Genomic DNA, 14077 nt, shown 5'->3' with positions numbered 1-14077 from the left:
CTCAATTCATCGCCTGTTCGTTTAACTGTCGCTCTCATCGGCGAACCAGGGGGCACGTGCAGTCATAATCAGCTTGGCTGCCCGTTCTGCGTCCATGTTCTCAATATCCAGCAAGTCTTCCACGGCCTGCTCAGCGAGATCCTCCATGCTGGCAATGCCATGCTTGGCCAATGTATGCGCCAACTGATCGTCCATACCTTCCATTTCCAGCAAATCAGTTGCGGGACCTGACATCCCCTCCTCTGAGGCCAGCGCCATCGTCAGTAACGCGTCCTTGGCACGGGCACGCAATTCTTCGGCCACCTCTTCATCAAAACCATCAATGCCAGCCATCTCATCCAAGGGAACATAGGCAACTTCTTCGATTGAGGTGAACCCCTCATCGACCAATACCATGGCGACATCTTCATCAATGTCCAGGCGGTTCATAAAGGTTTCCACCAGCGAGCTGGACTCTTCCTGCTGCTTAACCTCCGCCTCTTCGACAGACATTACGTTGATTTTCCAGCCAGTCAGCTCAGAGGCAAGACGGACATTCTGCCCATTACGACCAATGGCCATTGCCAGAGTCTCTCCGGCCACAGCCACATCCATTGAGTGCGTCTCCTCATCAACGATGATCGACTCCACTTCTGCAGGAGCCATGGCATTTATCGCCAGCTGGGCGGGATTGTCATCCCACAATACGATATCGATACGCTCGCCATCCAGCTCATTGGATACTGCCTGAACACGCGCACCACGCATACCGACACAGGCGCCAATCGGGTCGATTCGACCGTCGTTGGTCTTCACGGCAATTTTCGCACGCGATCCGGGGTCTCGCGCCGCGGCACGGATTTCTATCACCTCCTCGGCAATTTCCGGCACTTCAATACGGAACAGCTCAACCAGCATCTCATTGCATTTACGGCTCAGAAAAAGCTGGGGACCACGGCTTTCAGAATTAATTTCCTGAAGAATGGCACGCACCCGATCGTTGATTCGAAAAACTTCCCGCCCTACCAGTTCTTCTCTCGGCATAACGGCTTCAGCATTGTTACCCAAATCAACGATAATACTTTCGCGGGTCACTTTTTTGACACTGCCACTTACCAGCTCACCGAGCTGATCACGGTATTGCTCTACCACCAATGCGCGTTCAGCATCACGTACTTTCTGGACAATGACCTGTTTGGCCGTTTGGGCAGCAATACGACCAAAACCGATATTTTCCACCTGTTCTTCAAAGGTATCACCCGCTTTAAGACCCGCGTCTTTCTCATGGGCTTCTTCGAGCGTGAACTGAGTGCCGAGCTCCGCCAGCACATCATCAGCGACCACTTCCCACCAGCGGAACGTTTCATAGTCACCGGTGGCGCGATCAATGGTTACTCGAATGTTGGAATCCTCGTCATAGCGTTTCTTGGTCGCCGTGGCCAGGGCCTGCTCAATGGCCTCAAAAATAACCTCTTTGGACACACCCTTTTCATTAGAAACGGCTTCCACCACCATCAAGATTTCTTTATTCATTCATTCAGCCTCGCAATCGCCCTCAAAACCGGGGAACGATATTCGCCTTTTCAATGCTATCCAGGGGAAAGAGATATTCATGATCGTCAACAATCAACAGAACATCCTCGCCCTCCACGCCATTCAGACGGCCCTTGAAATTCCGTCTGCCTTCATGGGGAAATCTCAGCCGCAAAGCCACATCTTCCCCAATATACTTTTCAAACTGATCCAGCGTATATAAAGGCCGGTCCATGCCCGGAGAGGAAACCTCCAGAGTGTACTCCCCGGTAATCGGATCCTCCACATCCAACTGACTGCTGACCTGGCGGCTGACTTTTTCGCAGTCCTCCACAGTCACACCGTCACTCTCACGCTCAATGTAAATACGTAGCATCGCATTGCGACCTGATGACAAATACTCCAACCCCCAAAGTTCACAACCCATTGCATCCACTATGGGTGCAATCATCGCGCGGAGGGTCTCCTCTTTTGTCGCCACTGTAATCTCTCGGTTTCCCAATCAAAAAATGGGCACACAGCCCACTTCATCAAAACCACTTAGCAAAAAGCCCCTAAAAAGGGGCCCTTCGGCTGCGCCTTGTCCTGACGCATGGTACCAGCAGTACCGATACCAGAATTTGGTAGCGGGGGCAGGATTTGAACCTACGACCTTCGGGTTATGAGCCCGACGAGCTACCAGGCTGCTCCACCCCGCATCAAAAAACGCTGACCTTAACGGCCAGGAGACTGAGCATGCCTCCTTTACCTTGCCAGCTCATAACCTCTGGCAAGCCCCAAGCTGTCAAGTGACTGCTTCAAGGGCCGTGAATTATAGGGGTGACACACCATAGGGTCAAGGGGGAAACACGGCTTTGTTGTGCTCCCTGCTGATTTCCCCGCAAGGAGCTTTCACATCAAACCGACACCTTCCAGGTATGGCTGAATTGCCGGGCAGCGACATTGACCTGCAACCACAGAATCTCTTGCCCAGGAAAAAAACGTTCAACAGCTGGAGGGGTACTGCAGCAGACCGCACCAGTTAAGCCCCACTTAATATTAGGGTCGTACAGTTACACTTCCACATTCAAAAAATTGCCGCCAAATGACTGACTTTCCGAAAAAACATCCGCTGCTTTGGGCCTATCTTTTTGCGGCGTACTTTTCGCTGTCCTATCACATTCCCATTTATGCGACGGGCATGTCCGGGTTCATCGGATTGCGCGAAACCATTTTGATGAGTCTGATATGGCTGATCCCGATACTATTGGTTCCCAGATATACCCGGCAATTATTGGCAGCCAGTGGCCTGATATTATGGCCGGCAGCGGTCATCTCGGTGTTCTATTTCATTATATATGGGCAGGAATTTTCCCAGAGTGCGATTTTTATCGTTTTTGAATCGAATGTCGCCGAGGGCAGTGAGTTTGTTGCCTCTTATTGGCAATGGTGGTTTATACCCGTACTTATACTGTTCACAGTTGTACCAATATGGATATGGAGACAAACTCGACCAGTGGTCCTGGGTCATCGCAAACGCGTAGCTTATGCCACTCTTTTTACACTCATTTCCTTCTTTCCATTTATCAGCACGGCGTTGACCGAGGAAGACACCACCCTCAACGACGCGGTTCACCACCAAATGAAGCGGATGGAACCCGCAGCACCCTGGAACCTGATTGTCGGTTACGCAAAATATCAGCAGCAGATGGCGAGCATGACGGCCCTATTGGAAAAAAATCGTCAGGTACAACCTCTCAAAAACCTAAAGGCGAAAGTTGCCACCTTGCCCGATACAGTAATCCTGGTGCTCGGTGAATCGACCAATCGACAGCGCATAAGCCTATACGGCTATCACAGACCGACAACGCCCCATTTAGATGCTTTGCAGGCAAAAAATGAGCTTATGGTTTTCACTGATGTAATAACACCCAGGCCCTATACCATAGAAGCACTCCAACAGATCCTGTCATTTGCCGACTCTAAAAACCCGGATCTTTTTTATACCAAACCAAACCTGCTAAACATGATGCAGCAGGCTGGCTATGAGATTACCTGGATCACCAACCAGCAAACCCAAACTCGCCGCAACACCATGCTAACCACGTTCTCACAGTTGGCTGACCATCAGGTCTACCTGAACAATAATCGGGAACAGAATGCCAATCAGTACGACGAAGTTGTACTACCACCTTTTGCAGAGGCCCTAGAGTCAAATGCGGTCAAGAAATTGATTATTGTTCACTTGCTTGGCACACACCGTGCTTATGAACACCGTTTTCCCGAGACCTACAATCACTTTACTGACAGCAGTGGTGTCCCGGAGTGGGTAACACCAAATCTTATTGAAGATTACAACAACTACGACAACGCCATACTCTACAATGATGAAGTCGTGTCATCCCTGATTAAGGCGATAGACAGCAAGCACGATAACAGCCTATTGGTGTACTTCGCTGATCACGGCGAGGAAGTATACGACTACCCGGATAATCTGTTTGCGGGACGCAGTGAAGCCGCCCCCACATCAGCCATGTACACGGTACCATTCGTGGTCTGGACATCCCCGAAATTCAAGCAAACTCGAGATATCGACCAATGGCGCAGCGCCACAGATCGACCCTACTCTACTGCCCATTTCATCCACACCTTTGCCGACATGGTCGGGCTGAACTTTGCGGAAATGGATGACAGGGAAAGTTTGATTTCCCAGAACTTTCAGCAGCTGCCCCGCTGGATAGGCGATCCGCTCAATGCCAAATCACTCCAACGTTACAGTGACGTCATAGGGACCGAAAGATCCTCTACTCAAACGGCCGAGCGCAGGGTTTCAAAAGATATCAAAAAAGCGTTATAACGGTGCTGGCAATCAGCGCTCTCCCGTTTATTCATCGACTTCTATTATCGGGTCTGATCAGATCCGAACAATATTCGTTTTCCTTCCACTGTTGCATCAACATACCGCTGCCAAAAAACTAATGAAAGGCTTAATATTTATACCCCAGCTTAATTACAGACGGAGAACTGCTTGATACCCGCCACAAAAACCCTGGCCATCACCCTGATCATTTCGGCTTCCTTCACACTAATGAACGCCTGCACTTGGGTAAAAATACCCCCTGAGGCAGAGCAGGTGGTGCTATTGCCAGCGGACCGGGTCAATCAGTGCCGCCGCGTTGGCCAGATCAACAGTAATGTGAGAGCAAATTTAATAGGTTCCATTGCCCGCAATGCCGACAAGGTGCGCAACGAACTGGACAACCTCGCCCGCCAGCAGGCCCTCCAAATGGGAGCCAACACCATTGTTCGCCAATCAATTATCAATGGCAAAGGCACCTACATCGCCTATGACTGCCCCTGAAAGCTTTGATAGGTTTCTAAAAGCCCGGAAAATGATGTTAAACAGCACCCAACAGGGCAATCCACAATGACCAACTACCAAGTGCGGCTTCCCGCTGAATGGGAGCCACAGGATGCCATTCAGCTCACCTGGCCCCATGCCGGAACAGACTGGAAGCCGATCCTGAATGAAATTATTCCGGTGTATGAAACACTGGTCAGGCTCCTCACCGGCGCTGGCGAAGTAATCATCACAGTCCTGCCAACAGGACTTAACTCGCTGTCAAAACGGATGTCTCAACTCGGTATCTCAGCGGACAAATTGCAGTTATTCCCGGTTGAAACCAATGACACATGGGTACGCGACTACGGTCCTGTCACGGTCGAGACAGACCACGGACTCTACCTACTGGATTATCAGTTCAATGCCTGGGGGAACAAACACCCCTGTGAGCTGGATAACGCCCTCACTTCAGCGCTTTTCGAGCTGGGGGCCTATCCGGGAGCGAGTGTTCAAAAGCGCACGTTAGTTCTGGAAGGCGGATCCATTGAAACCGATGGCAATGGCACCCTGCTGACAACAGCCCAGTGTCTGCTGAACCCAAACCGCAATCCGTCATTTAACCAGACAGAGATAGAACAACAGCTCTGCAAAGATCTGGGGGTAAAAAAAATCAACTGGCTGCAGCACGGCGCTCTGCAAGGGGACGACACTGACAGTCATATCGACACCCTGGCAAGACTCTGCCCCAATAACGTGATTGCCTACCAGGCTTGCGATGACATAACCGACAGTCACTATCCGGAATTACAGCTCATGGCAGACGAACTGCAGGACATGACCAGTGCCGACGGCAGCAGCTACCGCCTGATTCCACTGCCCTGGCCCTCTGCAAAATACGATCAAACGGGCCAGCGACTACCTGCCACCTACGCCAACTTTCTGGTTTTCAACCACCTGGTTATTGTACCCACTTACCGGGATACAAAAGACAGCGAGGCATTGGCGCAACTGGCAAAGGCGTTCCCGGGATACCAGGTCGAGGGGGTTGATTGCCTGCCGGTTATCCAACAGCATGGCAGCCTTCACTGTATTACCATGCAATTGCCCAAGGGCACACTGAATGCTCATTAATCCATGACCCGAGGTAACGCTTCCATGGCTGAACTAACGATTGGCATTGTCCAACACGCTTGCAGTGAAGACGTGGCCGAAAATCTGGAAAAGACCATGACCGGCATCCGCGAGACAGCTGCTAACGGAGCCCAACTGGTGGTATTGCAGGAGTTGCATCGCAGCCTGTATTTTTGCCAGCAGGAAGATACGGCCATGTTCGATCTGGCGGAAACCATCCCCGGCCCCACTACCGACCGGCTGGGCGCGCTGGCCAGAGAGCTGGGTGTTGTCATTGTCGCATCGTTATTTGAGCGACGCGCGCCGGGGCTCTATCACAACACAGCAGTCGTGCTGGACAATGACGGCAGCATCGCCGGAATGTATCGCAAAATGCACATCCCCGATGACCCCGGTTACTATGAAAAATTCTATTTCACCCCCGGCGATCTGGGCTTCAACCCGGTTCAGACATCACTTGGCAAACTGGGCGTGCTGGTTTGCTGGGACCAATGGTTTCCGGAGGCCGCCCGGCTGATGGCAATGGCTGGCGCAGATCTGCTGATCTACCCCACGGCGATCGGCTGGAGTCCCGAGGATAATCATGTGGAACAGCAACGTCAGCGCGACGCCTGGATAACCATTCAACGCTCCCACGCCGTCGCCAATGGCCTGCCAGTGATTAGCGTCAATCGCATTGGCCATGAAGCTGACCCGAAAGGCGGGCCCGGGGCACTGTTTTGGGGATCCAGCTTCGTCGCAGGGCCGCAGGGAGAGATTATCTGGCAGGCAGAGAGTGGCAGGGAGGCGTTCTCAGTGGCACAGATCGACCTGAGCCGTAGTGAGACTGTACGCAGAATATGGCCCTACCTGAGGGATCGTCGCGTTGATCACTACAACCAGCTGACCAAACTGTACCGGGATTAACACCATCTGATACCAGCCAGCTTTCTACCCTCCCCCTTTAAAAGTCGTTCACTGCTCCAGTGAGCGTAAGATAAGCCGCGACGTCTGGGACAAGATTCGCCAACCCGTATTTTTTGAGATCCACATCATGAAGCCAATGCTGCCACTGCTGAATCAACGTCCAGGCTACATACCCAGCGACGCACAAAGCTTTGGCATGCGCTTCAGCGTGGAATGGTTTAGCAACAGGGTCACGGCAAAAGGAACCACAACGCAACGAATATGAAATACTCGGCCAACAGCACCCACCCGGCAGTTATTGAGTTCGATACCACACTGGCACGATTTGCCCAGAACCGGAAAGTCGACCCGAAAGCATCCAGTGCCGAAGTACTGGAATCGGCCAGAGTGGTCATGACCACGCACGAAGGCCTGAACGCCCTCTATGAGCGCGTCGCCGCGGTGGAAAATGCCGGGGTTTTCGCCGGGCGGGACTGGGCAAAACCGGCCATCCTGCAACCGGGTCTGGCAGTACGTTCATTGCGCCAGAGCAACGCCGACATCACGGTCATCGAAGCCCTCAGTGAGATCCGAATGCTGGCCATTGCCTCGCGTGACTATTTTCACCCTGGAATTGCCACCGAGCAGGCCCGCAACTTCCTGACCCAGGTTATGGCGCTGAACCTTGACCTGCTGTCCGGCCAAATGAGCGAAGCCGACCGCGAGCGTCCGCAGGAACTGGGTGCCATCGTGCAGTCGCTGTACCAGTATCTGCTCGAACATCTGGGTTACGAAAGCATCCTTGCCAGCCTGGTGGGCGAGGTCAAGCGCCTGCTTGCCCAGCGGCCGATCCAGACCGACAGCATCAAGAAAATGATCAGCCAGATCGCCAAGTGCCTGTTTGATCCCGAGCTTGATACCACCGGCAGTGAGGACGCCGCCCGCTTGGTCAGGGCCTTGTTTAGTCCCACCAAGGGCTGCCGGGAGGACCCCGGCCTAGAGGTCTACAACCAGCGGCTCGCTACCATGGACGGGACCGCTCTCATGGGGGAAGCTACAGCCTTTGCAAAGGCCATGGACGAGACCGGGCTAGTCTCTGCTTACCAACCCCTCTTTTTACGTTTTATTCGCAACCATCGGGACGATCTGATTCCGATTGCACTGGGACTGAGCGCCACTGGCATTGATGCACTGCACTGTTACAGGCAGCTTGTCTTTCGGCTGATTGACGACGCCATTTTTCCGGAAACCAGTCAGGCAACCTACGGTCTGGCCATGCTGCTCGAGCGTGGTACGCTCTTTCACCCGCCGGTAGCGGCCGGCCTCTGGCGACAGATTGAACTGAAGCTATCGGACGAAACGACGGAATTGCTGACCTCGGTGTTCGGTGAGGCACAGCCGCCTCGGGTCTTCCTGCTGGCGGGGGTGTTGAGCATACTTGGCTTGCCTCTGGGAGTTGGCCAAGGCAACAATCCAACTTGCCAGTCGGTCATCGGACTCTCAATGTGGGCAGATAACGACGCCGACTATCTTTTACAGTTAGTTGCCTGGGCCGCTCGCGACAACGAAATCCTGACCCGATTTGAGGGTGAGCAGATATCATCCAAGGGGCTTGAGGACGGCCTTGCCAAAGAATTGCCGCTGGATGTGGATGTGGTCTCGCTGATGTTGGTGCCGCACCTTGATCGCCTCTATATAGAAATGGGCCGCCTTTGCGGTGACCGCGACGATGACTTACACCGCTGGATTAACCCGGAATTCTATGGCTGGTGGGTAGGCCATGGTTTTCGGGTAGTGACCGACATCCATACCGGTAAACTCGATGACTACGAAGGCTTCATTCGGCAGTTCTATGCCAGTTACCACCCTTATTACAACGGCAATATGCCAGTGATCCACCCGCAACCGGCGGGCATCGCTTCTACCGACAGCGGCGGCCGCTATGTAGGCCGACATGCCATCACCATATTGCGGGTAGCTCTGGATGCTCATGCTCAGATGCGGGTTTACTTCTTCAACCCCAATAACGACGGTGGTCAGGATTGGGGGCAGGGCATTGTCTGCTCCATTCAGGGCAAGGACGAACTGAACGGTGAAGCATCTCTGCCTATTGCTGAATTTGCGTCACGGATGTACGTGTATCACTACGACCCGCTGGAGCTCGGTGATACCGATGCGGTACCGGACGAAGAAGTAGCGCTCGTGATGGAGCTCGGACGCACGAGCTGGGCGAAGGACCTGTGACTTTGGGGTCACCAACGTCTTAAAGCTTTATACCGGGAAACAACGGGGCCCATCACTTCAAAACCAAACTGGTTGCATCAGAGACAGATCGACTCATCGCCCCCCGTGACACCTTGATCCGCCCGCAGATTTTCAACACCTCTTTAGCCCGGAAGTGATTCGTACCGATCGCGTGACCGGCAGGCCTGAAAATAATTTTTTTGGGCACGACGATCATGTCCACTTTTAATAATCCGGCCTCTGCCAAGCAGGAAATTTTCTAATGGCCTAATTATTGCAAACTATCTATTGCTGTTCCGTTTATTTAACCCCAGATAATGATTAATTTCGTATCTAAACTAGCCCTATTCATGGGCAGAGGACTATTTATGAGTGGAAACGAATCCCGTAGGCAAGCTATCGCCAACATTACGAATAGCTACCCAAAACAGGGCGAAACGCCTGATCCTTTGAGCAAAATCTGGGCGACGGATGTTTTTAACCTCGCAACGATGGAAGAAGCTCTATCAAAAAATGCGTTTAAAGCGATGAAAAAAACCGTATTGACGGGTGCAGCGCTCGATCCAGGTACCGCCGACATAGTTGCTGCCGCAATGAAAGATTGGGCAATGGCAAAAGGCGCCAAGTTTTTCTCCCATATTTTCTATCCCATGACCAATGTTACCGCGGAAAAGCACGACGGTTTTATCGTAACCAACTCTGAAGGTGGCGCCATTACTGAATTTACTGGCAGCCTGCTTATCAAAGGCGAACCAGACGGTTCTTCATTCCCGAACGGCAGCCTGCGGATGACCAATGCTGCGCGAGGTTACACGGCGTGGGACCCAACCAGCCCTGCCTATATAATGCGTACCGCCAACGGCACGACACTCACTATCCCAAGTGTCTTCATGTCCTGGACAGGCGAATCCCTGGATAAGAAAATTCCTCTCCTGCGCTCCAACACAGCCATGGATAAAGCGGCCCGCAAGGTTTTGTCGCTAATGGGTGAAACAGAGATCGCCCCACTTAATTCGAGCTGTGGCGCAGAACAGGAATACTTCCTGGTCGACGAGAATTTTGCTAACAGTCGTCCGGATCTTTTGTTGGCAGGCCGCACATTGTTTGGTGCGGCGCCGGCCAAAGGTCAGCAGTTTGACGATCATTACTTTGGCGCTATACCTGTCCGCGTGCAGGTATTTATGCAAGATTTCGAAGATAAGTTATACCGATTGGGCATCCCTGCCAAGACACATCACAACGAAGTAGCCCCGGGGCAGTTTGAGATAGCACCTTATTTTGAGGCAGCCAACGTTGCGGCCGATCATCAGCAATTACTGATGACCTTGATGAAGGCTACGGCCAAAGAACATGGCTTCCTTTGTCTGCTGCATGAGAAACCATTTGCAGGAGTTAACGGCTCGGGTAAACACGTTAACTGGTCTGTCGGCAACGCCACCCAAGGCAACTTACTGGACCCGGGTAACACACCGCACGACAACCTGAACTTTCTGCTTTTTTGTGGCGCTGTTATTCGCGGCGTGCACTTGTACGGCCCCCTATTGCGTGCTGCCATAGCCTCTGCGGCTAACGACCATCGCTTAGGTGCCAATGAGGCACCGCCGGCAATTCTCTCCGTCTATCTTGGCGAGCAATTGGAAAGCGTTTTCGAAGACATAAAGGCAGGCAAACTACTCGAAAAGGCGAAATCTGGTGGTGTTATGGACCTGGGTTTATCACAGATACTGAAGTTCGAACGCGACCCGGGTGATCGCAACAGGACCTCTCCTTTTGCATTTACCGGTAACCGCTTTGAGTTCCGTGCAGTAGGCTCATCGCAGTCGGTATCAGGGCCACTGGTTGCAATGAATACCATGCTGGCCGATTCCCTAAATTGGATTGCGGACAGACTAGAACAAACTCTAGCTAGTGGCGCAGATCAGGCAACGGCTGTCATTAGTGTTCTCAAAGAACTGATGGAGTTACACAGCAATGTGATTTTCGGTGGCGACGGCTATTCAACACAATGGCATAAAGAAGCAGTTGAGGTACGCGGGCTGAAGAACATTCCCACCACAGCAGACGCTCTGCCAGCGCTCAAGGACAAATCCGTCATCAGCCTTTTTGAAACAACTGACGTGCTTAGCCCGGTTGAACTGGAGAGCCGCTTTGAAGTTTACGCAGAGCAATATATCCTGTCGATTGAGCTGGAAGCCAAACTTGTCTGTGAAATGGCCAGCACTATTATCTACCCCGCTGCGGTTAACTACATTTCTCAACTCTCCACCGCCTCATCTGGATTAGCGAACACAGGCATCACACTTGATGACTCCGTCGTTGAATCGACAGCAACGGAAGCAAACGCAATGATGGCGGAAGTTAAAAAGCTCAGTACAGCCCTTGAAAAGCATGACTTCGGTTCTATCGAAGCGCATATGGACTATTGCGCAGAGGCATTATGTACCTTGATGCTAGCCGTTCGAAGTCACGCTGATGCACTAGAAAGCATAGTATCTGACGAACTATGGCCTCTGCCAAAATACCGTGAAATGTTGTTTATTAAGTAATCTGAGTACGGACAATTGGAATTAGCCCCAATATAGGGCTGTAGCAATACAGCCCTTTTTTTATGTCCACCTAAGCCGCTCTCTAGGTAATTCCCGAGATAACAAAAAAGTTCATTTTCAAAATCACAAAAACCCCGATCATGGGGGATGACCGGGGTATGCTTTGGGAGAAGCATTGTTGCTGTAATAGATTAGTCCGCAGCAAACAAGAAAAGTTCACAGCTCTCTCAAAGTCACCATCTACTATGGTCGCAGCGACAATATGCAGTTAATTCACGCACGTCGAAACGCTCCTCTTTGAGAACAAGGCTGCACTCACTTCCTCTACTGCCATAGCGTTTCCTGTCCCCGGCAAGGCAAATACTGTGGCCCAAGAGGGCTACCCTAGGTTACACATATCTGCGGATCCGAAAATGAAAATACATAGCTCACCGCACTAATCGTATTGGTCATTGAATCAGCAGCGAGCGGGAGCGAAACCAATGTAATGACTGGCTATAACTATTTTTTCTTACTTACCTTCTTGGAACTTACTTGTAATTTTTTCAACACGTTTTCGATTCACACCAAGATCTGAATATCCAACTCTAGAAGCTGATCGAACATGTATCGTCATTTCGTTTGATTTAGTATCGGGAAAATAAAATTCTATATCATCAACGAACCCGAATACTTTTGAAGTAAACTCAGCTCTAATATAATTATCTTCAGCTACCGTGATCTTTGAATTTTTCAAGTCAATAAGTATTTCCAAAATACGTGCTTTTACTTCTAATGGTGTGCGCGTGGTCAAAATGGGCTCAATATAATGTTTACTATCTGTTGCCTGACTATTCACACAGTTTGGCGTGGTTGGACATTGGGCCAGCTGACCCTTCTCAATTCCTAATTTAGGCATCACACCTCCACATCCTATTAACAGTAATAAACTTATTAGAACAATCTGAATTTTTTATCCATTGTTCTTATCCTTTCAGGTTATAACGCAACGTTTAACGGCTTGCCGGTGCGACACTTTGTTAAATGATTGCTGAACTACCTCTCCCTCCAGCTCATCAACCTCCAAGAGCTGGACATCTTACGGAATGATGTGGCTATGCATACGAACATACTATGGCCCAAGGATTATTTACATTGTAAAGTTAGGCTAAGCGGTCAGGTCATTTAACACATCACATTAGGTGGCATCGCTCACCATTTTTATCATGGAATTTTCGAACGCTTTATCCAATACGGCAACCATCACAAACATGCCGGCGAACACCTTCAACTGGCACAGGTTCAGGAGGTGAATGAAAGCCTGTTCGTGAATGTCTATTCAAAAACACGTATATTCCCAAGTCTTTTTCATCCCCGACTAAGGACATCTTGATGCTCTTTGCACTTATTGTTGGCGGCCTGATCGGCTACGCCTTTGGCAAACTTCCCGGCTTTTTCATTGGTGCTGCGATCGGTGCTTTCCTTTTTAACCTGATGAAAAGCCAGCTTATCGGCAAACTTCAGAAAATACAGTCTGGCTTCTTTGAATCTGTCTTTGCCGTCATGGGTGCGCTGTGCAAAGCAGACGGTGTGATATCCAGAGACGAGATACAAATGGCTGAAACCATGTTCGCGCGCTTCCACCTGAATGAAGACCAGAAAGCCAAAGCCAGGGCTGCCTTCAACCGAGGCAAAGAACCGGACTTTGACTTGGACGCGGAGCTCAACCATTTCCTGCAGATCAGCGGTCGGCAACCGGCTTTACTGAAGATGTTTCTTCAGGTGCAGGTTTCCGCCGTCGCCGCCGACGGAGTTATCCACCCTGCAGAACATGAAATGCTGGTTCGAACCGCCCGAATACTGGGGCTGCCTGAAAGCCAGGTCGATCAGCTGGAAGCCATGTTGCGTGGAGCCCATACCGGACACACCGGCGCCGGCCCGGGGCAGCGCCCCACCACACAGCAGATTGATGATGCCTACAAGGTACTGGGTGTATCGCCCTCGGCCGACGATGCCGAGATCAAGAAGGCGTTCCGCAAACTGATGAGTGAGAACCATCCCGACAAACTGGCTGGCAAGGGCCTGCCTGAGAGCATGCGCGAAATGGCGGAAGAGCGCACCCAGGAAATCAGCCACGCCTATGATGTCATCAAGGATATCCGCAAAAAAAGCGCCTGAAATAATCAGAACCATCGCGATATTTTGGCAGGGCAGTTATCGTCTCACTCAAACAACTAATCAGTACGCCTGTTTAGCAATCGCAATAGCTTTTTCTGCAAAGGATATCCGAAAAGACGAAAATATCTCGGTAACTATCGGGCACAACCTGTTTGGAATGGAGTATATGAAGGATCATGATGTTTATACTTTTTATGAGAACTTGCATCATTCAAGCATTTAAACCGTAAGCTTCCCCAATAGCTGGACAGGTAATAAGTAGAGCTTTCTGGAATAATAC

The 14077-nt window shown here is 51.1% G+C and carries 10 protein-coding genes and 1 tRNA gene; 7 read left to right on the top strand and 4 right to left on the bottom strand.

The genetic code is table 11. The features are described from left to right. Positions 1-21: 21 nt before the first annotated feature. The 3 genes from nusA to AACZ64_RS11580 form a co-directional block, all read right to left on the bottom strand. A complete protein-coding gene (nusA, locus tag AACZ64_RS11590) occupies positions 22-1512 on the bottom strand; it encodes a transcription termination factor NusA (RefSeq protein WP_293615481.1) in 1491 nt (496 codons plus the stop codon). A gap of 22 nt (positions 1513-1534) precedes the next feature. Next, the gene (gene rimP, locus AACZ64_RS11585) at positions 1535-1993 is read right to left on the bottom strand and encodes a ribosome maturation factor RimP (protein ID WP_293615482.1); all 459 of its coding nucleotides are present in this window, start codon (positions 1991-1993) and stop codon (positions 1535-1537) included. A 140-nt stretch (positions 1994-2133) separates the two neighbouring features. Continuing rightward, positions 2134-2210: transfer RNA gene (locus tag AACZ64_RS11580), tRNA-Met, on the bottom strand. A 386-nt stretch (positions 2211-2596) separates the two neighbouring features. On the opposite strand from AACZ64_RS11580, the gene cptA reads away from it, so the two are divergent. The 6 genes from cptA to AACZ64_RS11550 all read left to right on the top strand — a co-directional run bounded on the left by cptA (position 2597) and on the right by AACZ64_RS11550 (position 11640). Then, complete coding sequence (cptA, locus tag AACZ64_RS11575) at positions 2597-4348, top strand: phosphoethanolamine transferase CptA (RefSeq protein WP_293615483.1); 1752 nt, start codon at positions 2597-2599, stop codon at positions 4346-4348. 171 nt (positions 4349-4519) lie between these two features. Continuing rightward, a complete protein-coding gene (locus tag AACZ64_RS11570) occupies positions 4520-4852 on the top strand; it encodes a DUF4156 domain-containing protein (RefSeq protein ID WP_293615484.1) in 333 nt (110 codons plus the stop codon). A 66-nt stretch (positions 4853-4918) separates the two neighbouring features. Next, positions 4919-5965, top strand: a complete 1047-nt coding sequence (locus AACZ64_RS11565; RefSeq protein ID WP_293615485.1) for an agmatine deiminase family protein — start codon at positions 4919-4921, stop codon at positions 5963-5965. Between the two features lie 24 nt (positions 5966-5989). Further along, positions 5990-6871 (top strand): carbon-nitrogen hydrolase, encoded by an 882-nt coding sequence (locus AACZ64_RS11560; protein ID WP_293615486.1) that lies wholly within the window; start codon positions 5990-5992, stop codon positions 6869-6871. A 261-nt stretch (positions 6872-7132) separates the two neighbouring features. Further along, positions 7133-9094 (top strand): hypothetical protein, encoded by a 1962-nt coding sequence (locus tag AACZ64_RS11555; RefSeq protein WP_293615487.1) that lies wholly within the window; start codon positions 7133-7135, stop codon positions 9092-9094. Positions 9095-9462: 368 nt separating this feature from the next. Then, positions 9463-11640 (top strand): glutamine synthetase III, encoded by a 2178-nt coding sequence (locus tag AACZ64_RS11550; protein ID WP_293615488.1) that lies wholly within the window; start codon positions 9463-9465, stop codon positions 11638-11640. A gap of 511 nt (positions 11641-12151) precedes the next feature. Here the strand turns inward: AACZ64_RS11550 and AACZ64_RS11545 are convergent. Beyond that, complete coding sequence (locus AACZ64_RS11545; protein WP_293615489.1) at positions 12152-12538, bottom strand: DUF1499 domain-containing protein; 387 nt, start codon at positions 12536-12538, stop codon at positions 12152-12154. Between the two features lie 473 nt (positions 12539-13011). On the opposite strand from AACZ64_RS11545, the gene djlA reads away from it, so the two are divergent. Next, positions 13012-13797 carry a co-chaperone DjlA gene (djlA, locus tag AACZ64_RS11540; protein ID WP_293615490.1) on the top strand — a complete coding sequence of 262 codons (786 nt, stop codon included), beginning with the start codon at positions 13012-13014 and terminating at the stop codon, positions 13795-13797. The last annotated feature ends 280 nt before the right edge of the window (positions 13798-14077 follow it).

It is taken from the genome of uncultured Porticoccus sp., assembly GCF_963975625.1.
Taxonomy (GTDB): Bacteria; Pseudomonadota; Gammaproteobacteria; order Pseudomonadales; family Porticoccaceae; genus Porticoccus.
The sequence above is the reverse complement of the archived record's forward strand: the minus strand, read 5'-3'. Positions and strand labels throughout refer to the sequence as shown.